At 45.7% G+C, this 22,443-nt stretch carries 20 protein-coding genes; all 20 read left to right on the forward strand.

The window, feature by feature from the left end; translation table 11 throughout:
* Window positions 1–41 precede the first annotated feature (41 nt).
* A complete protein-coding gene (locus ACWJJX_RS04055) occupies window positions 42–497 on the forward strand; it encodes a MarR family winged helix-turn-helix transcriptional regulator (protein ID WP_003154157.1) in 456 nt (151 codons plus the stop codon).
* Complete coding sequence (locus tag ACWJJX_RS04060) at window positions 497–3,616, forward strand: MMPL family transporter (RefSeq protein WP_454022748.1); 3,120 nt, start codon at window positions 497–499, stop codon at window positions 3,614–3,616. The genes ACWJJX_RS04055 and ACWJJX_RS04060 overlap by 1 nt, the downstream gene beginning before the upstream one ends.
* A 151-nt stretch (window positions 3,617–3,767) precedes the next feature.
* A complete protein-coding gene (gene yfmF / locus ACWJJX_RS04065) occupies window positions 3,768–5,048 on the forward strand; it encodes an EF-P 5-aminopentanol modification-associated protein YfmF (RefSeq protein ID WP_014305019.1) in 1,281 nt (426 codons plus the stop codon).
* The gene (yfmH, locus tag ACWJJX_RS04070; RefSeq protein ID WP_070081837.1) at window positions 5,045–6,331 is read left to right on the forward strand and encodes an EF-P 5-aminopentanol modification-associated protein YfmH; all 1,287 of its coding nucleotides are present in this window, start codon (window positions 5,045–5,047) and stop codon (window positions 6,329–6,331) included. Before yfmF ends, yfmH begins: the two co-directional genes overlap by 4 nt.
* A gap of 58 nt (window positions 6,332–6,389) precedes the next feature.
* On the forward strand, window positions 6,390–7,118 hold the full coding sequence (gene ymfI, locus ACWJJX_RS04075; protein ID WP_077722209.1) for an elongation factor P 5-aminopentanone reductase: 729 nt from the start codon (window positions 6,390–6,392) through the stop codon (window positions 7,116–7,118).
* A gap of 75 nt (window positions 7,119–7,193) precedes the next feature.
* Window positions 7,194–7,451 (forward strand): DUF3243 domain-containing protein, encoded by a 258-nt coding sequence (locus ACWJJX_RS04080; RefSeq protein ID WP_003154150.1) that lies wholly within the window; start codon window positions 7,194–7,196, stop codon window positions 7,449–7,451.
* A gap of 127 nt (window positions 7,452–7,578) precedes the next feature.
* A complete protein-coding gene (locus ACWJJX_RS04085; RefSeq protein WP_003154149.1) occupies window positions 7,579–8,370 on the forward strand; it encodes a DUF3388 domain-containing protein in 792 nt (263 codons plus the stop codon).
* Between the two features lie 18 nt (window positions 8,371–8,388).
* Window positions 8,389–9,288, forward strand: coding sequence for a helix-turn-helix domain-containing protein (locus ACWJJX_RS04090; RefSeq protein ID WP_071391819.1), 900 nt, complete (start codon window positions 8,389–8,391; stop codon window positions 9,286–9,288).
* A 73-nt stretch (window positions 9,289–9,361) separates the two neighbouring features.
* The gene (gene pgsA, locus ACWJJX_RS04095) at window positions 9,362–9,943 is read left to right on the forward strand and encodes a CDP-diacylglycerol--glycerol-3-phosphate 3-phosphatidyltransferase (protein ID WP_003154147.1); all 582 of its coding nucleotides are present in this window, start codon (window positions 9,362–9,364) and stop codon (window positions 9,941–9,943) included.
* 17 nt (window positions 9,944–9,960) lie between these two features.
* Complete coding sequence (locus tag ACWJJX_RS04100) at window positions 9,961–11,211, forward strand: competence/damage-inducible protein A (protein WP_070081840.1); 1,251 nt, start codon at window positions 9,961–9,963, stop codon at window positions 11,209–11,211.
* 170 nt (window positions 11,212–11,381) lie between these two features.
* Complete coding sequence (recA, locus tag ACWJJX_RS04105) at window positions 11,382–12,425, forward strand: recombinase RecA (RefSeq protein ID WP_003154145.1); 1,044 nt, start codon at window positions 11,382–11,384, stop codon at window positions 12,423–12,425.
* Window positions 12,426–12,592: 167 nt separating this feature from the next.
* Complete coding sequence (locus ACWJJX_RS04110) at window positions 12,593–13,774, forward strand: serine hydrolase domain-containing protein (RefSeq protein ID WP_077722212.1); 1,182 nt, start codon at window positions 12,593–12,595, stop codon at window positions 13,772–13,774.
* 292 nt (window positions 13,775–14,066) lie between these two features.
* Entirely contained in the window at window positions 14,067–15,626 is a 1,560-nt protein-coding gene (gene rny / locus ACWJJX_RS04115; RefSeq protein ID WP_003154140.1) for a ribonuclease Y, read from the forward strand.
* Between the two features lie 60 nt (window positions 15,627–15,686).
* Window positions 15,687–16,481: a TIGR00282 family metallophosphoesterase gene (locus ACWJJX_RS04120; RefSeq protein ID WP_003154137.1), complete on the forward strand. Its 795-nt coding sequence runs from the start codon at window positions 15,687–15,689 to the stop codon at window positions 16,479–16,481.
* A 199-nt stretch (window positions 16,482–16,680) separates the two neighbouring features.
* Window positions 16,681–16,941 carry a stage V sporulation protein SpoVS gene (spoVS, locus tag ACWJJX_RS04125; protein WP_003154135.1) on the forward strand — a complete coding sequence of 87 codons (261 nt, stop codon included), beginning with the start codon at window positions 16,681–16,683 and terminating at the stop codon, window positions 16,939–16,941.
* Window positions 16,942–17,198: 257 nt separating this feature from the next.
* Window positions 17,199–18,245 carry an L-threonine 3-dehydrogenase gene (tdh, locus tag ACWJJX_RS04130; RefSeq protein WP_043867101.1) on the forward strand — a complete coding sequence of 349 codons (1,047 nt, stop codon included), beginning with the start codon at window positions 17,199–17,201 and terminating at the stop codon, window positions 18,243–18,245.
* 12 nt (window positions 18,246–18,257) lie between these two features.
* Window positions 18,258–19,436 carry a glycine C-acetyltransferase gene (locus ACWJJX_RS04135; RefSeq protein WP_454022789.1) on the forward strand — a complete coding sequence of 393 codons (1,179 nt, stop codon included), beginning with the start codon at window positions 18,258–18,260 and terminating at the stop codon, window positions 19,434–19,436.
* Between the two features lie 142 nt (window positions 19,437–19,578).
* Window positions 19,579–21,108: a tRNA (N6-isopentenyl adenosine(37)-C2)-methylthiotransferase MiaB gene (gene miaB / locus ACWJJX_RS04140; RefSeq protein WP_003154116.1), complete on the forward strand. Its 1,530-nt coding sequence runs from the start codon at window positions 19,579–19,581 to the stop codon at window positions 21,106–21,108.
* Window positions 21,109–21,110: 2 nt separating this feature from the next.
* Complete coding sequence (locus ACWJJX_RS04145; RefSeq protein WP_003154113.1) at window positions 21,111–21,542, forward strand: RicAFT regulatory complex protein RicA family protein; 432 nt, start codon at window positions 21,111–21,113, stop codon at window positions 21,540–21,542.
* 253 nt (window positions 21,543–21,795) lie between these two features.
* Window positions 21,796–22,341: an outer spore coat protein CotE gene (gene cotE, locus ACWJJX_RS04150; protein WP_003154111.1), complete on the forward strand. Its 546-nt coding sequence runs from the start codon at window positions 21,796–21,798 to the stop codon at window positions 22,339–22,341.
* Window positions 22,342–22,443: the final 102 nt, after the last annotated feature.

Here is a 22,443-nt window from a genome sequence, read left to right on the forward strand (position 1 = left end):
TAATAGTTAAACATTTTAACTATTGGAAGGAGGGGGAAAAGGTGCATGAAGAAAAAGTAAAGCAGCTGATTCAGCGTTATTCCGATGTATACCTGCACGTCTTAAAAAAAATTGACAGCATTATCGCTGAAAAAGTGAACAAAGAGCTGACATTGGATCAATATTACATACTCCGCTATATTATGCTCAATCCGGATTGCAAATCAATTGAACTGGCCGCGGTGTGCCACGTCAACAAAAGCGCCATTACATCGATGACGAACCGCCTGTATGAAAAAGGCTACATCAATAGAGAACGCAGCCAAAGCGACCGCCGGAGCATACTTTTAAATGTCACGGAAAAGGGGACGGAAGTATTTCACCGTGTGGAGCGGCGGATTGAGGAACTCGTCCGTTCATATATTATGTATTTTGATGAAGACGAGGCGGAGATGTTCGTTAATACATATGAAAAATTATATCGATTGATGATGACAGAGGAGGATCAGCAGACATAATGAAAAACATTATCCGAGCCCGCTGGATCATCGCCGCGTTATGGATCGCCGCAACGGTGATATTTATGCTTACAGCGCCTGATATGGCTGAATTGACACGGGAGAAAGGGCAGATTTCCGTACCGGACGGATATTCCTCTTCTTATGCCCATGAATTGCTTGATGAAATGTCTGATTCAGATGCACCGTCTTCTTCCGCCGTCATCGTATTTCACGAAAAAGGATTAATGACAGACAAAAAAGATCGTCTGGAAGAAGCCGTCAGCACTTTGTCTGAACAGAAAAAAGCGCTTCAGATTAAAACCGTGACTTCATACTTCGGGGAGAAAAATGACGACATCAAAAAACAGCTGCTGTCAAAAGACAGACAAACGATGCTCGTTCAGCTGCAGCTTGATACATCCAAAAACGATATCCTCGAAATAAAAAATAAAATTGATAAAGAGCTGAAACCGTACGGCGTATCATACGGCATTACAGGCCAGTCGCTGATCGACGAAGATGTGTTAAAAAGCTCACAGGACGGCTTGAAAAAGACTGAATATATAACGGTCGCTTTTATCCTGATCGTGCTGATCCTTGTATTCCGGTCAGTGGTCGCTCCGTTTGTGCCGCTTTTATCTGTATTGATATCTTATTTAGTCAGCCAGTCGATTGTCGCATTTTTAGTCGGCCAGCTGAATTTTCCGCTCTCAACTTTTACGCAGATTTTCATGGTTGCGATTATGTTCGGAATCGGTACAGACTACTGCATTCTGCTTCTCAGCAGATTTAAAGAAGAACTGTCGCATGGCGCTGATATAAGAGAAGCGATCGTCGTCACCTACAAAACGGCCGGAAAGACGGTTTTGTACAGCGGCGGTGCGGTGCTGATCGGATTTGCCTGCATCGGATTTGCGACATTTAAGCTGTATCAGTCGGCAGCCGCCGTTGCGGTCGGTGTCGCGGTGCTGCTGCTTGCGCTCATGACGATCGTGCCGTTTTTTATGGCTGTTTTAGGAAAAAGACTGTTTTGGCCTGTTAAGGGCGATATTTCCCATCCTCAAAGCAAAGCATGGGAAACGGCAGGGCGGTTTTCATTTAAAAGGCCGCTCATCAGTCTTGCAATCGTTGCGGTATTCACCGTCCCGCCGATCCTTCTTTACAAAGGATCGCTATCTTACAACAGCCTTGACGAAATCGGGGATAAATATGAATCCGTCCGCGCGTTTAATACGATTTCAGGCGCATTCGGCCCGGGAGAACTTCTTCCGGCCACAGTCGTCATCAAAAATGATGAGACTCTAAATACCGAAAAACACCTGATTGACATCGAAAAAATCAGCAGAGAACTTGAAAAAACAGAGGGTGTAAAAACGGTCAGAAGCGCCACGCGCCCTGCCGGAAACGGATTGAATCAATTATTTGTCACAAATCAGGCAAAGCAGCTTCAAGAAGGGCTTGATAAAGGCAATACAGGACTTGAAAAAATCACGGACGGATTAGGGCATGCCGCAAAGTCGCTAGCTGATTCACAGCCGCAGATCGAAGAGTCCGGGAAAAGCGTCAATCAGCTTATTAACGGAACATTGTCTCTGAAATCCGGGCTTTCTGATATAGGAGAAAACCTGAATAAACTGCAGGCTGGCGTGAATGAGAATAAAGCCGGCGTCGCCCAGATGAGAAATCAGATTGAAGAGCAAAAACAAATGCTGACTTCACAGCTCAAACAAAACAGCGGTCTCGCTTCAGAAACGCAAAACGCTTTAAAATTGGTAAAAACCGTCCTGCCGATGAAAGATGAAGCCAGCAGACAGCTTGCCGATTTGAACAAGCAGCTTGCCCGGCTGCCGTTTGCAAAATTGGAAGCGTCAATACCGTCAGTCAAAACCGATCCCTCTTACAAAGAAATCAAATCGGCCTTTACGGGTGTACAGTCAGCCGTTTCCAAGGCAAACGCGGATGCAGAAGCGTTTTCTAAACAGGTCGACAGTCAAAAGGATCATCTGCAGCAAGCTGAAAAACAATTTGCCCGGCTGGCAGCCGCTCAGAAGAAGATTGACACTCAAATTAACGCAATGATCAATGGACTGACCAGCATTGAAAACGGTCTGCAGCAAGTGTCAGACGGACAGGGGGCTCTTGCAGGACAAATGCCGCGCCTTGAATCGGCGGCAGGACAGCTCGCGGAGGGTCAGAAAAAAATGAAGAGCGGTCTCGGTGATTTTTCTTCCCGGCTCAGCGATCTTTCTTCAGGCCTTAACGATAGTGTAAAAGGGCTTAAGAAAGTATCAAGCGGCATGATGGGGGCGAATGATTACCTGGGTGAGCTTCACAAGGCGTCAGATAAAGAAATGACAGGCTGGTTTGTGCCGAAAGACGCGTTGACAAACAGTGATTTCACAAGCGTGTTTAATACGTACATGTCAGATGACAGAAAAACGACAGAATTGACCGTCGTTCTTGATAACAATCCTTACTCAAATACGGCCATTCAAGATATTCAAGCGATCAAAGCGAGCGTAAAAAGAGCCATTCCGAACACGGATCTGAAGAATGCCTCTTTCGGCGTTTCGGGAGTCTCCAGCATGAATGCCGATCTGAAAGAAGTATCGGATTCAGACTTCAAACGGACGGCAATGTTTATGTTGACGGGAATTTTTCTGATTCTCATCATGATGCTGCGCTCTCTCATTATGCCTGTTTATTTAGTGGCGTCGCTCGTACTGACGTATTTCGCATCCATCGGCGTGACGGAATACATCTTTACACACTTCTTCGGGTATCCGGGCGTAAACTGGGCCGTACCGTTCTTCGGCTTTGTTATTTTGATGGCTCTTGGTGTGGATTATTCCATCTTTTTAATGGACCGCTTTAATGAGCTGAAAAAAGAAGGAACGGGGCCCGCAATGATCAGCAGTATGAAAAATATGGGTTCCGTCATCATTTCTGCGGCGATTATTTTAGCGGGAACCTTTGCGGCCATGCTGCCGTCAGGCGTTCTTTCCTTATTACAGATTGCAACCGTGGTATTAACAGGCCTTCTCATGTATGCAATTGTCGTCCTTCCGTTTTTTGTACCGGTCATGGTGAAAATATTCGGAAGAGCCAACTGGTGGCCTTTCAATTTGAAAAAATAACGTTCAATGCCTCTGCCTGTTTTCGGGCAGAGGTTTTTTGTTTCCTTATAAATCCTCCAGTTGATATAATTACATCTGCGCACTCTTTTTTGCGAATGCTGAAATTTGGTCATAATACATACTATTAAAGAATGAACGAAGGAGGTTTCACATGACTTATGTAAATGAAATGAAGTCAAAGCACGGCGGGATCACCGCCCATATCGTAAAGACTGAGAAATTTAAAACCGTTTCGCTGACGTTTAAAATGCTGGCTCCTTTAACGAAAGAGCTCGTAACAAAAAGGGCGCTGTTTCCGCATGTGCTTCTGCGCGGAACAGAAAGCCGCCCGAAAACCGCTGATCTGCGTTCTTATTTTGATGAGCTGTACGGCACATCCGTTTCAGCTGATCTGACAAAAAAGGGAGAACGTCATGTCATTACGTTCAGACTTGAGATTCCTAATGAAAAGTATCTGAAGGACCGCACACCGTTATTGGAAAAAGGCCTTCAGCTTTTATCAGAGCTTGTCTTTTCGCCCGCTTTGGAAAACGGCGCCTTCCTGCCCCTTTATGTCACGCAGGAAAAACGGACGCTGAAACAGCGGATTCAAGCCGTATATGATGATAAGATGAGATATTCTAATCTGCGTCTCGTTCAGGAAATGTGCAAAAGCGAACCGTATGCCCTTCACGTCAACGGCGAGTTCGATGATGTTGAACACATTACACCGCAAGATTTGTATGAAGCCTATCAAAAAGCCATACGCGAAGATCAGCTGGACCTGTACGTCATCGGCGATGTTGATTCAGATCAGGTGAAAACGGCCGTTGATACGTATTTTAAAACGGAAGAACGGGAGCTGCAGCCTTTTGAAAGAAGCGCGGCGAATGAACAGCCCGATCCGAAGGAAGTCATTGATGAAGAGGACGTCAAGCAGGGCAAGCTGAATATCGGATTCCGGACCAATACGACATATACAGATCCGGATTATCCGGCATTGCAGGTGTTTAACGGGCTGTTCGGGGGGTTCTCTCATTCAAAGCTGTTTATAAATGTCCGTGAAAAAGCGAGCCTCGCCTATTATGCAGCCTCAAGGGTGGAAAGCTTCAAAGGGCTTTTGATGGTCATGTCGGGCATTGAGGTGAAAAATTATAAGCAGGCCGTCACCATAATCGAAGAACAATTTCAGGCTATGCAAAACGGTGACTTTTCAGAGGACGATATCGCCCAAACGAAAGCCGTTATTAAAAACCAAGTGTTAGAAACGATTGATACGGCATACGGCTTAGCGGAATTTCTGTATCAGCAGGCTTCAGCCCAAGTGGAGATACCGATCGAAACTTTCCTCGACAATATCGAGAAAGTGACAAAAGAGGACATTATCAATGTCGGAAAGAACATTAAGCTGGATACGACTTATTTCTTAAAAGGGACGGGGGGAGCATCTTGACTAAACCGATAAACTTCGAACAGCTTCAGGAAACGCTGTATCATGAAAAAATGGCAAACGGCCTTGATGTCTATGTGCTGCCGAAACAGGGTTTTAATAAAACATACGCCGTGTTTACGACAAAGTACGGTTCCATTGACAATCAATTCGTTCCTTTAAATAAGGAAGAAATGGTACACGTCCCTGACGGAATCGCGCATTTTCTGGAGCATAAACTGTTTGAAAAAGCGGACGGCGACGTGTTTCAGGACTTCAGTAAGCAGGGGGCGTCGGCAAATGCCTTTACATCATTTACACGAACCGCTTATCTGTTCTCCAGCACTTCTAATGTAGAGAAAAACCTGGAAACACTCGTGGATTTTGTTCAGGACCCGTATTTCACGGAAAAATCAGTTGAAAAAGAAAAAGGCATCATCGGCCAGGAAATCAATATGTATGATGATAATCCGGATTGGCGGCTGTTTTTCGGCCTTATTGAAAATATGTATAAAGACCACCCCGTGAAAATTGACATTGCCGGAACGGTGGAGAGCATCTCTCATATTACGAAAGATCTGCTGTATGAGTGCTACGAAACGTTTTATCACCCGAGCAATATGCTGCTCTTTATCGTCGGTCCCGCAGATCCTGAAGCGGTCATCAGCCAGGTGCGGAAAAACCAGGAGAAAAAGCCGTTTACAGACCAGCCTGAAATCAAACGTAAAGAGGTTCAGGAGCAGGAAGCGGTTTTCCGCCGGGAGCAGGAATTAAAAATGAACGTGCAAGGCTCAAAATGTCTTGTCGGCTTAAAGGCGAAAGACCCTTATAAAACGGGGCGGGAGCTGTTGAAGCACGAGCTCAGCATGAACCTCATGCTTGAATGTCTCTTCGGAAAAAGCTCACCGCATTACGGCAACTTGTACGATAAAGGCTACATTGATGAAACCTTCAGCTTTGATTACACGGCTGAATACGGATTCGGTTTTGCCTCTGTCGGAGGAGATACACCGGAGCCGGATAAGCTCGCTGACGAATTAAAACAGATGCTGCTTGATGCAGAATCAGCCGTGACTGCGGAAAAACTTGACCTTGCGAGAAAAAAGAAAATCGGGTCATTTTTAAAAGCGCTCAATTCACCTGAATATATCGCTAACCAATTCACACGCTACGCCTTTTTAGATATGAGTCTGTTTGATGTCGTAACCGTACTGGAGCAGATCACCCTGGAAGACGTAAAGCGGGTCATTAAAGAAGAAATATCAGAAGACAGGCTGACAGTCTGCAAAGTCGTGCCAAAATCATAACAAAACATCCCTCACGCCCTGAGGGATGTTTTTCTGGGGAAAGAAGGAGTATTGATTGATGAAACAGACAGCGCTCGTAACCGGAGCAAGCGGCGGAATCGGACAAAGTATAAGTGAAGTCCTCGCAAAAAACGGATATGACGTCCTTTTGCATTATCATTCTAATAAGGAAGCCGCACACAGGCTTGCGGAAAGGCTGAGCGCATCATTCGGCGTAAAAGCCTCCGTTATACAGGCGGATCTGTCCTCACCGGATGGCGCGGAGACACTCAGCCGTTCCGTTAAGCAGCCTGTGGATGCTCTGATATTAAACAGCGGCAAAAGTCATTTCGGCCTGATTACGGACGTTACGGATGACACGGCGCGGGAGATGGTGCAGCTGCATGTGGCGAGTCCGTTTCTTTTGGCGCGTAATCTGGTGCCCGGCATGATCCGGAAAAAAAGCGGGGGCATCGTCGCGATCGGTTCCGTCTGGGGAGAAACAGGCGCATCGTGCGAGGTATTATACAGCATGGTCAAAGGAGCGCAGCATTCGTTCGTCAAAGCGCTTGCCAAAGAGCTCGCTCCGAGCGGCGTCCGCGTGAATGCAGTCTCGCCGGGTGCCGTTGATACAAATATGCTTGATCAGTTCACGTCTGATGAAAAAGAAGCGTTGGCAGAGGAAATTCCCGCGGGCCGGCTGGCGAAGCCGGAGGAAATCGCCGAAGCGGCGGCCTTTTTATTATCGGACAAGGCTTCCTATATTACGGGGCATATATTATCCGTAAACGGCGGCTGGCACTGCTGAAAAAAATGTGTGTATAGTTTGCATCTGCACGGACAAAATAATTTTGTAACAACAGATGAAATGGAGGAACCCAACATGTCAGTATTAGAAAACTGGGATAATTGGAAGAATTTCCTTGGCGACAGATTGAACTATGCGCAGGAAAAAGGGATGAGTGATGAAACAATCACTGACCTCGCTACAGAAATCGGCGGTTACCTTGCGAACGAAGTCGACTCGAAAAACCATCAGGAAAAAGTGCTTGCTGATCTTTGGAGCGTTGCTTCTGAAGATGAACAGCGCGCCATCGCAAATATGATGGTGAAGCTTGTTGAAAATAACAGCACTCATTAAGAGGGGGGATTTCTCCTCTCTTTTTTTATGTTTTCCTCTATAGAGCAACATTCTTCTTTCTAATTAGAGAAAAATGTTTTATGATAAAGGAAGGTAAAAATTTGCCACAATGGAGGGGGTATATCATTTGGCAAAGCTCGAATGGTATTTTGAATATGAAATTCAAGTGAACCGCCCCGGCCTGCTCGGGGATATTTCATCTCTTCTCGGGATGCTGTCAATTAATATTGTCACAATTAACGGTGTCGACCTTTCCAGAAGGGGAATGCTGCTCAGATGCCGGCATATAGATCAAATTAAACGATTGGAATCAATTTTAAAAACAATGGAGACCATTAAAGTAACGAAGCTGAGAGAACCGAGGCTTCGCGACCGTCTCGCAGTCCGTCACGGAAGATACATTCAGCGTGATGCCGATGACAAAAAAACCTTCCGTTTTGAAAGGGACGAGCTCGGTCTTCTGGTTGACTTTATGGCCGAGCTGTTTAAAAAAGAAGGGCACAAACTGATCGGAATCCGAGGAATGCCGAGGGTCGGAAAAACGGAGTCCATCGTTGCGTCAAGCGTTTGTGCCAGCAAAAGATGGCTTTTCGTATCATCAACGCTGCTAAAACAAACGATCCGGAGCCAGCTGGTTGCCGATGAATACAGCACGGAAAACGTGTTTATCCTCGACGGCATCGTTTCGACAAGACGGGGATCTGAGCGCCATCTTCAGCTCGTCAGTGAAATTATGCGGCTTCCGGCGACAAAGGTCGTGGAGCACCCCGATATTTTTGTTCAAAATTCGGAGTATACGCTCGATGATTTCGATTATATTATCGAACTCAGAAATGATCCTGACGAAGTCATTACATATGAACATGCAGAAGAACCGCAAATGTTTGATCAGACCGGTTTTTCAAGCTTTGATTTTTAATATTGGAAGGTGTTTGTTGTGACAGAATTAGCAATCCGGCTTAAAGAAGCCAGAGAGGAAAAAGGGATGTCATTGGATGAACTCCAGGCGGCGACGAAAATTCAGAAAAGATACTTAACCGCTCTGGAAGAAGGCAATTATGACGTCATTCCCGGCAATTTTTATGTGCGGGCGTTTATCAAGCAATACGCTGAAGCTGTCGGGCTTGATTCAGATCAGTTATTTGAAGAATATAAAAAAGACATCCCTAACACGTACCATGACGATGTGTCGGAAAAAATCTCCGGTCTCGCCATGCAAAGGGAGCTTCCTAAGTCCGCTTCAAAGGCGGCGGAATGGCTTCCGACCGTCCTTGTCGTCATCGGTGTCATTATCGTCATCGCGATCATTTATGCGATTATTCAGTTCGGAATGAGCAAATCCGGGCAGACAGACGGAGATAAGGCCGTCACCCAAAGTGAGAGCAAGTATGAGATTCCTAAGGATTCTGCGCTGAAAAACGACGGCAATACAAACGACGAAGCGCAATCTGACAGCAAAAAAGACAAAAAGGACACAAAAGCGTCAGAGCAGAAAAAGAAAGAAAAAAGCAGCGATAAGACGGAGATCAAAGCGGCCGGGACGGAAGGCTCGGCTTCTTCATACAACGTCTCCGGGGCAGATAAGTATAAGCTTGAACTGATTGCTTCTGACAGCGCATGGATCCGCGTCCGTGATGACAGCGGCGGTTCTTTAAAAGAAGGAACGCTGCAAAAAGGCGAAACCTTTAAAAAAGACGTCACGGATCAAAAGCAGATTGAAATCCGCACGGGCTATGCCCCTAACCTGAAAATTAAAATCAACGGAGAGGTTCTGTCCTATGAACTCAATCCGCATGATGTGATGGCGCAGACCATCACAATCAAGATGAAAAAATAAAAGGGGAAAAGTCATCTGAACGATTAAGATGACTTTTTCTTCACGTCCGAGTACATATTATTGGAGGGGCTTTATGTTTAACTTACCGAATAAAATCACACTGGCAAGAATCGCTTTAATTCCTGTATTTATGATTATCATGCTTGTTCCTTTTCATTGGGGCAGCGTTCATATAGGGGATGAATCGATTCCGGTCGCGCATCTTACGGGAGCTGTTTTATTCATTATCGCATCAACGACTGACTGGGTGGATGGCTACTACGCCAGAAAACTGAACCTCGTGACAAACTTCGGGAAATTTTTAGATCCGCTGGCTGACAAACTGCTGGTGTCCGCGGCATTAATTACGCTTGTGCAATTTGACCTTGCGCCGGCGTGGATGGTCATCATCATCATCAGCCGCGAATTTGCCGTAACGGGATTAAGACTTGTGCTGGCGGGAACGGGGGAAGTTGTAGCCGCCAATATGCTGGGGAAAATTAAAACATGGGCCCAGATCATCGCTGTTGCCGCGCTTTTGCTGCATAATCTTCCGTTTGAGCTCGTTTCTTTCCCGTTCGGCGATATCGCTTTATGGGTGGCCGTGCTCTTCACAGTCATTTCCGGCTGGGATTATTTTGCGAAGAACTGGGATGCGTTAAAAACATCTAACTAAGGAAGAAGGACTTAAAGATGGAAATAGCAAAAAAAGCAGAAATCATTGCGGTCGGCTCGGAGCTTCTGCTCGGCCAGATCGCCAATACGAACGCGCAGTTTATCAGTAAAGAGCTGGCGGAAATCGGTGTAAACGTGTTTTACCATACCGCTGTCGGTGACAATCCGGAGCGGCTTAAGCAAGTCATCCGCATTGCCGAAGAGCGCTCAGACCTGATTATTTTTTCAGGCGGCCTCGGACCGACCAAGGACGATTTAACGAAAGAAACCATTGCAAACACACTGGGGCGCCCGCTCGTTCTGAATGACGAAGCGTTCCGGTCGATCGAAGAATATTTCGCGAAAACAAAACGGACCATGTCGCCGAATAACCGCAAACAGGCGCTCGTCATTGAGGGCTCGGACATTTTGGCGAATCATTTCGGCATGGCGCCGGGAATGCTTGCAGAGCACGGCTCAAGGCTTTATATGCTGCTTCCCGGACCGCCGAGCGAGCTGCGTCCGATGTTTGAAAATGAAGCGAAGCCGCTGCTTCTTAAAAAGCTCGGTTCTAATGAGAAAATCGTTTCAACCGTGCTGCGGTTTTTCGGAATCGGTGAATCCCAGCTTGAAGCTGATTTAGAAGATATCATTGACGCGCAGACGAATCCGACGATTGCGCCGCTTGCTGCTGACGGCGAGGTCACGCTGCGTTTAACGGCGAAACATGCTGACGAAAAAGAAACAGAACGGCTTTTAAAAGAAACGGAAGCCGCCATTTTAGAACGTGTCGGTGAATTTTTCTACGGATATGATGATACGTCCCTGGTGAAGGAGCTTTCAAAAGCATGCAGACAAAACAAAATCACGATTTCTTCTGCCGAAAGCTTTACAGGCGGCCTGTTTTCAGAGTGGGTGACTGATTTAAGCGGTGCGTCTCAACTATTTGCAGGGGGCGTTGTCTGCTATTCCGACAGCGTGAAACAGCATGTGCTCGGCGTGAAAGCTGAGACGCTCGCAGAAAGCGGAGCGGTCAGCAAAGAGTGTGCGAAAGAGCTTGCAGCCGGTGTGAGAAAGCTGACCGGAAGCGATATCGGCATCAGCTTTACCGGAGTTGCGGGCCCCGATCCGCAGGAAGGGCATGCGCCGGGCCGCGTCTTTATCGGCATTTCAGCGGAAGGAAAAGAAGAGGTGCACGAATTTCACTTTGCCGGCTCAAGAACCGGAATCAGAAAGCGCGCCGCTAAATACGGCTGCCATCTCATTTTAAAAATGCTGGATCAAAAATAAAGTTTTAAAGAGCCGTTTTCTCTGATTTTTAAGTTTTATAAGGGAAATTATGCTCTTTTGCAGAAAAGCGAACGCGGAAAAAATCCGAATATGCGTTCGCTTTTTTCTTGGCAAATGCCAGTAAACAAGGTATAGTATATGTAGTGGCAAGATAAAGGAGGAAAAAATAAATGAGTGATCGTCAGGCAGCCTTAGATATGGCTCTTAAGCAAATAGAAAAACAATTCGGCAAAGGTTCCATCATGAAGCTCGGAGAAAAAACGGATACAAGAATTTCAACGGTGCCAAGCGGCTCCCTTGCACTTGATACCGCTCTCGGAATAGGCGGATACCCGCGCGGACGGATTATTGAAGTATACGGACCTGAAAGTTCAGGTAAAACGACTGTAGCGCTTCACGCAATCGCTGAGGTTCAAGAAAAAGGCGGACAGGCCGCATTTATTGATGCTGAGCATGCTCTTGATCCTGTTTACGCGCAAAAGCTCGGTGTCAATATCGAAGAGCTTCTGCTTTCTCAGCCGGATACGGGAGAGCAGGCGCTTGAGATTGCTGAAGCGCTGGTGCGAAGCGGAGCTGTTGATATCGTAGTCGTTGACTCTGTTGCGGCGCTTGTTCCAAAAGCTGAAATTGAAGGTGACATGGGTGATTCACACGTCGGTTTACAGGCGCGTCTTATGTCTCAGGCGCTCCGTAAGCTTTCCGGCGCCATCAATAAATCTAAAACAATCGCAATCTTTATTAACCAGATTCGTGAAAAAGTCGGCGTTATGTTCGGAAATCCGGAGACGACACCGGGCGGCCGCGCGCTGAAATTCTATTCTTCCGTGCGCCTTGAAGTGCGCCGTGCCGAGCAATTAAAGCAGGGTAACGACGTCATGGGGAATAAAACGAGAATTAAAGTCGTAAAAAACAAAGTCGCTCCTCCGTTCCGTACGGCTGAAGTGGACATTATGTACGGTGAAGGAATCTCCAAAGAAGGGGAAATCATCGACCTTGGAACTGAACTGGATATCGTGCAAAAAAGCGGTTCGTGGTATTCTTATGAAGAAGAACGCCTCGGTCAGGGCCGTGAAAACGCCAAGCAGTTCTTAAAAGAAAATAAAGACATCATGCTGATGATTCAGGAACAAATCCGTGAATATTACGGTTTAGACAATAACGGTGTAACGGACAAAGCGGAAGAAGTTCAGGAAGAGATGGAATTAGAAGAATAAAAACACGATCAAAAGAGCGGAGTAAGCAATTTCCGCTCTTTTTTTTGTGTGTTTCAAAAAACACTGGCTGTTTCGGAAAATTTTATCTGGAATGTTACAACTTTTTTCACCCTTCACTCGTCTAACATCATGGCGAAAGTTGAAATTATATCTGAGGAGGAAAAAAGATGACGAGCCCCCGCCGCACAAGAATAAATAAAAAAAGAAAGAAGAAGCTGATGAAAACGGGAGGGCTGTTTCTTTTTCTGCTGCTTGTCACTGTTTTTATTATGATCTGGACCGTCACAGCGCATCATCGGGAGAAGGAATCCGTTAAAAATGCTCCCGCCGCTCAATCTGATACTTCAAAAGACCAGACTCAACAGAAAAAAGAAAAGACGCAAAAAGAGAAAACACCTAAATCAATCGATCGCAATAAACAGATCAGCAATTACTTGCAACAGATCGGGTTCAGCGGCACAGCAATGATCGTAAAAGATGGAAAAGTTGTGCTGAAAAAAGGCTTTGGCTATGCGGACCGAAAACAAAAAATTAAAAACAATCCGGAGACATCATATTATATCGGTTCTTCACAAAAAGCGTTAATCGCGACGGCTGTCCTGCAGCTTGAAGAAAAAGGGCTGCTGCAGACGAGTGACCCCGTCAGTACATACTTGCCGAATTTTCCTAACGGCACGCGCATTACATTGAAAAACCTGCTCAATCATACGTCCGGCATAAACGGGCATATTGAGGGTCGGGGACCGATTTCTCCAATTGATTTAATCAAGGATATAGAATACCGCGGAATTAAACGGCAGCCCGGGGTTTGGGATTACAGGGATTCCAACTATTCAGTGCTTGCTTATATCGTATCTCAGGTCAGCGGGGAGTCTTATGAACAATATATAAAAGAACACGTGTTCAAACCGGCCGGAATGAAGCATGCCGGATTTTACAAAACATTTGCTGAAGCCAAATATCCTGCCGTCGGCTACAAAGTCGATGAGAGCGGCAGTCTTGTAACGCCGCACCTTTTGGACTTATCGCAGCTGTACGGGGCGGGCGACATGTATATGAGCGCTGAAGATCTCTATAAATTTGATAAAGCGATCGTAAACGGCACGCTCCTTTCAAAAGAAAGCTTCACAAAAATGTTTACAGCAGGAAGCAGTGCCGCTTACGGGATGGGGTTTTACATTGATCCGGGAAGCTATTCCAATCACGGTGTTATGCCCGGTTACAACATTTTGAACAGCTTCAGCCATTCGGCAAGCAAATATGTCATATTACTGTCAAACATTCAGAATAACGCCAAATTAGGACAGGTAAACAATAGAATTTACCAATTGCTTAACCAGGCGGACTGACAGAGCCGTCATTCACGAAAAGCGGAGGAAGGTATGGTATGATATATACATGGGCAACGATCCGAGCTGAAGGCGAATCGTTAAGCTGGCAAGCTTGACAAGTATTTCCGACACAATTACAATGAAGTTGTAACATTTGTTTTTTTAACATGATTGTTAAACCATTTAAACTTGACAAGGGCATGAGAGACTCATTCCCTGTGAAGGTTCTGTATGTTGAGAAAATCAGACAATGTACATGCCGGCACTTATTTAAGCAAAAACCAAGTTCATAGCAAGAGGAGGTGAAAGTATGACCCCAATGACGGTTCTCATCTCCATTTTGCTGACTCTGCTCGGTTTAGTTGTTGGCTACTATGTTCGTAAAACCATTGCCGAAGCAAAGATTGCGGGCGCACGCGGTGCTGCCGAGCAAATCCTTGAAGATGCAAAGCGTGATGCTGAAGCACTGAAAAAAGAAGCTCTGCTTGAAGCAAAGGACGAAATCCATACACTTCGAATAGATGCTGAACAGGAAGTTCGTGAAAGACGAAATGAGCTTCAAAAACAAGAAAACCGTTTACTTCAAAAAGAAGAAAATCTTGACCGTAAACACGAAGGAATTGATAAACGGGAAGCGATGTTGGAGAAGAAAGATCATTCTCTGAATGAACGACAACAACATATTGAAGAGATGGAAAGCAAAGTGGATGAGATGATTCGTATGCAGCAGTCAGAACTCGAACGCATTTCGAGCCTGACACGGGATGAAGCGAAACAAATCATTCTTGACCGGGTTGAAAATGAGCTTTCACATGACATCGCCATCATGACAAAAGAAACCGAAAACCGTGCGAAAGAAGAGGCAGATAAAAAGGCGAAAAACATTCTGTCGCTTGCTTTGCAGCGCTGTGCAGCAGATCATGTTGCCGAAACGACGGTATCGGTCGTCAATCTTCCGAATGATGAGATGAAAGGACGTATCATCGGCCGTGAAGGGCGTAACATTCGTACGCTTGAAACGCTTACAGGTATTGACCTGATTATTGATGACACACCTGAAGCAGTCATTCTTTCCGGATTTGATCCGATCAGACGGGAGACGGCAAGAATTGCTCTTGATAAACTCGTTCAGGATGGCCGTATTCATCCGGCGCGCATTGAAGAAATGGTTGAAAAATCCCGCCGTGAGGTTGATGACTATATCCGGGAAATGGGTGAGCAGACGACGTTTGAAGTCGGCGTTCACGGACTCCACCCGGATCTGATCAAGATCCTCGGCCGGTTGAAATTCCGTACAAGCTACGGGCAGAACGTACTGAAACATTCTATGGAAGTTGCGTTTTTAGCCGGTTTAATGGCTTCCGAGCTTGGAGAAGATGCAAAGCTTGCCAAGCGGGCCGGTCTTCTGCATGACATCGGTAAAGCAATTGACCATGAAGTGGAAGGAAGCCACGTGGAAATCGGAGTGGAGCTTGCGACCAAATATAAAGAGCATCCAGTCGTCATTAACAGTATTGCGTCACACCACGGAGACGAAGAGCCGACTTCCATTATCGCCGTTCTGGTCGCTGCCGCTGATGCACTGTCAGCCGCAAGACCGGGCGCGAGAAGTGAAACGCTCGAAAACTATATCCGCAGACTTGAAAAGCTTGAAGAAATCTCCGAGTCTTACGAAGGTGTTGAAAAATCATTTGCGATTCAGGCCGGCCGTGAAGTTCGCATCATGGTGAAACCGGACTCCATTAATGATTTAGAAGCCCATCGTTTGGCGCGTGATATCCGTAAACGAATTGAGGACGAGCTTGATTATCCGGGACACATTAAAGTGACCGTGATCAGAGAAACTCGAGCCGTAGAGTATGCAAAATAAAGTGATGCTTAGCGCATCACTTTATTTTTTTGAGTCCCTGAAAAGGAAGGAATGGAATGTATGAGAATTTTATTTATCGGAGATGTTGTCGGTTCCCCGGGCCGCGACATGGTAAAAGAATATGTCCCGAAACTGAAAGCGAAACATAAACCGCATTTTACAATTATTAACGGAGAAAATGCAGCACACGGAAAAGGACTGACAGAAAAGATCTACCACAGCCTTATGGAAGCGGGAGCAGATGCCATTACAATGGGAAACCATACGTGGGATAAAAGAGAGATCTTCGACTTTATTGATGATGTGCCGCATCTTGTCCGGCCGGCGAATTTCCCGGAAGGTACGCCGGGCAAAGGCATTACTTATATTAAATCGAACGGAAAAGAGCTTGCCGTCATTAATTTACAGGGACGGACGTTTCTTCCGCCGCTTGATGATCCGTTTGCTAAAGCGGATGAATTAATAGAAGAAGCGAAAAAGCGCACGCCGTACATTTTTATTGATTTTCACGCCGAAGCGACAAGCGAAAAAATTGCGATCGGCTGGTACACAGACGGAAGAGCCTCTGCCGTGGTAGGCACCCATACACACGTGCAAACGGCAGATAACCGCATTTTGCCGAAAGGAACGGCATATATTACTGATGTAGGCATGACGGGTCCGTACGACGGAATTCTCGGTATGGACAGAGAAACGGTCATCAAGCGGTTTAAAACCAATCTTCCCGTCCGGTTTACGGTGGCGGAAGGTAAAACTACGCTGAGCGGAGTGCTCATTGACATCGACGATCAAACGAAAAAGGCCGTAAATATCGAACGGATATTAATCAATGATGACCATATGTTCTTTGAATAGGTGATCATGTGTTTATTTTATAAAAATATTAAAAGGAAAAGCAGGAATATAGCAACTTCTTAGTGAATATAGTAGAAATGGAAGGTAGCCCGCTATTTTTGAAAAGCATTGTGGGGATGGCTTTTTGGATAGCAACATCTAATAATGATTGTTCTAATGAACACTCACTTATCCATTGTAAAACTAAGGGGGAGCAGAAATGGAAATCTTAAAAGTTTCAGCAAAATCAAGTCCAAATTCAGTAGCAGGCGCGCTTGCCGGCGTATTGAGGGAACGCGGAGCCGCCGAAATTCAAGCAATTGGGGCGGGTGCCTTAAACCAGGCTGTTAAAGCGGTTGCGATTGCCAGAGGCTTTGTCGCGCCAAGCGGCGTAGATTTGATTTGTATTCCGGCTTTTACAGATATACAGATTGACGGAGAAGAAAGAACGGCGATTAAGTTAATCGTCGAACCCCGTTAAAAACAAAAACATGACATTCTCAACCTGCTTGCGTAAGGCGAGCAGGTTGTTTTTATTGCTGTCATATTTTCTCACAATATTATATTAATAGTACGAAGAGATGATAAATGGCTTTATTCATATAATATTCAAAAAAAATCCCGCCCATTTTTCCGGACGGAAGCAGTTGTTTTCTTGGAGTGGACACTGGTATTTACCTCCTTTTTAACTCATGTTACAATCCAGTTATTACAGTGTTTTTTCGAGGAGGAGTGTACATGTTGGGAGGAAAGATGAAAGCTATCGTCAAAAATGAAAACGCTTTCGGAGCAACACTGAAAGAAATTCCCATACCTTCCATTAATGAGAATGAAGTTCTCATTAAAGTACAGGCCGCATCTATATGCGGGACAGATGTGCATATTTATAATTGGGATCAATGGGCGCAGAAACGAATCAAAACACCTCAAGTATTCGGACATGAATTCAGCGGTATCGTAGCGGAAACAGGCAAGCACGTCACAAATGTCAAAATAGGTGACTACGTTTCGGCTGAAACCCACTTCGTCTGCGGTACTTGTGTCCCGTGTTTAACAGGAAAACATCATGTGTGCACCCATACAAAGATACTCGGCGTAGATACAGCCGGCTCCTTCGCTGAATATGTCAAAGTGCCGGCCCGAAATGTTTGGAAAAACCCCGCTGATATGGACCCCGCCGTCGCCTCTGTTCAGGAGCCGCTTGGCAACGCGGTGCATACGGTGCTGGAAAGCAGCCGGCTTGCGGGCGGTTCCGCTGCAATTATCGGCTGCGGACCGATCGGGCTGATGGCGGTGGCGGTGGCTAAAGCGGCCGGTGCATCCCGTATTGCGGCCATTGATAAAAATGATTACAGGCTGGCTCTTGCGAAGAAATTGGGAGCTGCGATCACCATTTCAGCTGACGAGGAAGATCCGCTTGAGGTGATCGACACCTTAACAGGCGGAGAAGGGATCGACCTTGTCTGCGAAATGTCAGGCCACCCGGCAGCCATAACACAAGGATTAAAGATGGCGGCCAACGGGGGAAGGTTCCACATGCTGAGTCTGCCGGAACGTCCGGTGACGGTTGACCTGACAAATGACGTGGTGTTTAAAGGACTTACCGTCCAAGGCATCACAGGCAGAAAAATGTTTGAAACATGGCGGCAGGTATCGCACCTGCTTGAATCCGGCCTTGTTGATCTGACGCCGGTGATCACGCATCAGTTTCCGCTTGAAGACTTTGAAAAAGGGTTTGACCTGATGAGAAAGGGACAGTGCGGCAAAGTCATTTTGATTCCATAAGGGGAGGGTTCTATAATGAAAGAATTTGAATTTCTAAAAGCAGAGCTTGATAAAATGAAAGAAAATAAAACGTGGCAGCAAATGAAACAAATTGAAACGAAGCAGGGTCCGTCGGTGGAAGTCAAAGGGGAAAACGTGATACAGCTTTCATCGAACAATTATCTCGGTTTGACGTCGCATCCGAGACTTGTCGAAGCGGCCAAACGCGCCGCGGAAGAATTCGGAGCGGGTACGGGGTCCGTCCGTACAATCGCCGGAACATTCACAATGCACAATGAGCTGGAGAAAAAATTGGCAAACTTTAAAAAAACAGAAGCGGCACTTGTTTTTCAATCGGGGTTCACAACGAATCAGGGCGTCTTATCAAGCATTCTTACAAAAGAAGATATCGTGATCTCTGACGAACTGAACCATGCTTCCATTATTGACGGAATCAGGCTGACAAAAGCAGATAAAAAGGTGTACCGCCATGTTGATATGGACGATTTGGAAAGGGTGCTGAAAAAATCAATGAATTACCGCATGCGCCTGATCGTCACCGACGGCGTATTCTCAATGGACGGCAACATCGCTCCTTTGCCTGACATCGTCAAACTTGCAGAGGCGTACGATGCCTTTGTGATGGTCGACGACGCGCATGCTTCCGGCGTACTCGGAAAAAACGGAAGGGGAACGGTTAATCACTTCGGGCTTGACGGAAGAGTCCACATACAAGTGGGCACATTAAGCAAAGCCATCGGAGTGCTTGGCGGTTACGCCGCAGGGTCGCAGGTTCTGATCGATTACCTGCGCCATAAAGGGCGCCCCTTCTTATTCAGCACTTCTCATCCGCCTGCGGTAACGGCCGCATGCATAGAAGCCATTGACGTCCTGCTGGAAGAGCCGGAGCATATGGAAAAGCTATGGGAGAACACGGCGTATTTCAAAGACAAACTGGTTCAAATGGGGCTGACCCTCACAAAAAGCGAAACACCGATCGTGCCGATATTAATAGGGGAGGAAGAAAAAGCCCAGGCATTATCAGACCTTTTATTGACCCGCGGCGTGTTTGCGCAAAGCATCGTGTACCCGACGGTCGCCCAAGGAAAAGCGAGAATCCGCACCATTATTACGGCGGAGCATACAAAAGAGGAGCTTGAACGGGCCCTGGAAGTAATCCGTTCAGCCGCAAAAGAGCTTCAGCTTGTGTAAGGGGGAAATGATTCCTTCTTTTTTATTTCTTATTGATTCTTATTCTCAATAAGGTGTACAATAATAGGCTGGCGGTTGTGCCAAACGCTTTTAACCAGTATACTTGAGGGTGGAAGTTTCGGTTGAAAGGAGACATTCGAACATGAATGAAAAGCAAAAGCAGGAAAGCGGACAAGTGAATCCGGCGGACAAAAAATCCGAAAAGGATTACAGCAAGTATTTTGAAGCCGTATATATTCCGCCTTCTTTAAAAGATGCGAAAAAACGGGGCAAAGAATCCGTTCAATATCATAACGATTTTAAAATCTCTGAAGAATTTAAAGGCCTCGGTGAAGGCAGGAAATTTTATATCCGCACGTACGGATGCCAAATGAACGAGCATGATACGGAAGTCATGGCGGGTATTTTTATGGCGCTCGGTTATGAAGCGACAAATTCGGTTGATGACGCGAACGTTATTTTATTAAACACTTGCGCCATCCGGGAAAACGCTGAAAACAAAGTGTTCGGAGAGCTCGGCCATTTAAAGGCGCTTAAAAAAAACAACCCGGACTTGATTCTCGGCGTCTGCGGCTGCATGTCACAGGAAGAATCAGTCGTAAACCGCATCCTTAAGAAGCACCCGTTTGTCGATATGATTTTCGGCACACACAACATTCACCGTCTGCCGGAACTGTTATCAGAGGCATATTTATCAAAAGAGATGGTCATTGAAGTGTGGTCGAAGGAAGGGGATGTCATTGAGAACCTTCCGAAAGTCCGCAACGGAAAAATTAAAGGCTGGGTCAACATTATGTACGGCTGCGACAAGTTCTGCACATACTGCATCGTACCGTATACCCGCGGAAAAGAACGAAGCCGCCGTCCTGAGGAAATTATCCAGGAAGTCAGAAGACTTGCAAGCGAAGGCTATAAAGAAATCACGCTGCTCGGTCAAAACGTGAATGCGTACGGAAAAGATTTTGAGGATATGACGTACGGTCTCGGTGATTTAATGGACGAACTGCGTAAAATTGATATTCCGAGAATCCGGTTCACGACGAGTCATCCGCGTGACTTTGATGATCATCTGATCGAAGTGCTCGCCAAAGGCGGCAACCTTTTAGACCATATCCATCTTCCGGTTCAATCAGGAAGCTCAGCGATGTTAAAAATGATGGCCCGTAAATATGACCGAGAACGCTATCTGGAGCTTGTCGGAAAAATTAAAGCGGCGATGCCGAACGCTTCACTGACGACCGATATTATTGTCGGTTTTCCGAATGAAACGGATGAACAATTTGAAGAAACGCTTTCGTTATATCGCGAAGTGGAATTTGACAGCGCATATACGTTTATTTACTCTCCTCGTGAAGGCACGCCGGCAGCGAAGATGAAAGACAATGTTCCGATGAGGGTCAAGAAAGAACGTCTTCAGCGCCTCAATGATTTGGTGAAAGAAATTTCAGCCAAAAAAATGAAGGAATATGAAGGCAGGACTGTCGAAGTATTAGTTGAGGGAGAAAGCAAAAATAACCCTGACATTCTTGCCGGCTATACGGAAAAAAGCAAGCTCGTCAACTTCAAAGGGCCGAAAGACGCCATCGGCAAGATTGTACGCGTCAAAATCGAACAGGCGAAAACATGGTCGCTTGACGGTGTGATGGCAGGAGAAGCAATCGAGGTGAAATAATAATGACGCTTTACTCAAAGAAAGACATTGTACAGCAGGCTAGGAACCTTGCGAAAATGATTTCTGAAACAGAAGAAGTTGATTTTTTCAAACGCGCTGAGGCGCAGATTAACGAAAATGAAAAAGTCTCTGCGATTATTAATCAGATTAAAACCCTGCAAAAGCAAGCCGTTAACCTGAAGCACTACGAAAAGCTTGAAGCGCTGAAACAAGTGGAAAGTAAAATTGACGCCCTGCAGGAAGAGCTTGAAGGGATTCCGATCATTCAGGAATTCAGAGATTCCCAGATTGAGGTCAATGACCTTCTTCAGCTTGTCGCACATACGATCTCAAATCAGGTGACAAACGAAATCATTACATCTACCGGAGGCAACCTGCTGACGGGAGAAACCGGTTCAAAAGTAAAACATTCGAATAACAGCTGTTCTATTTAAACACGGGGCCTTCATCGGCCCGTGTTTTTTTGCTGTTTGAGAACTAATTGTAATATGTACTAAATTTTCATTATCTCAACGTTTTGTCCTATTTTTACTGGAAAGTTTTATCATACTTAAAAGTAAAGTTTCTGGGCAGGGCTGCATACAATGAAACAGAAACTTTGTATTTTTATATTTTTATTATAAAAATGCACATGAGACAAATGCCCAGCATAAGATAACACGAAGAAGAACAAGGAGGCCTGCCGGAATGTCTGAATACAGGGAAATTATTACGAAAGCGGTAGTTGCGAAAGGAAGAAAATTCACCCAATGCACCAACACGATCTCGCCTGGAGAAAAACCGTCAAGTATATTGGGCGGCTGGATTATCAACCACAAGTACGATGCCGAAAAGATCGGGAAGACTGTAGAAATTGAAGGGTATTATGATATAAACGTCTGGTACTCTTACGCCGATAATACAAAAACGGAAGTTGTAACCGAGAGAGTAAAGTATGTCGATGTGATTAAACTCAGATACAGAGACACAAATTACTTAGATGACGAACACGAAGTCATTGCCAAAGTGCTGCAGCAGCCGAATTGTCTTGAAGTCACCATTTCTCCTAACGGAAATAAAATCGTGGTTCAGGCAGAGAGAGAATTTTTAGCAGAAGTGGTCGGTGAAACGAAAGTCGTCGTCGAAGTCAATCCTGACTGGGAAGAAGACGATGATGATGATTGGGAAGACGATCTTGATGAAGAATTAGAGGACATTAACCCTGAATTTTTAGTCGGAGATCCTGAAGAATAAGTTGAGGCTAGGGGAGTTTAACACCCCAAGTCTCTTTTTTATATATAAAGATATCACTCTTTTGTTTATGTTATAATGGGATTCGGATAAGAGAAGATACAT

The organism is Bacillus sp. YH3-2-B2 (assembly GCF_053663335.1).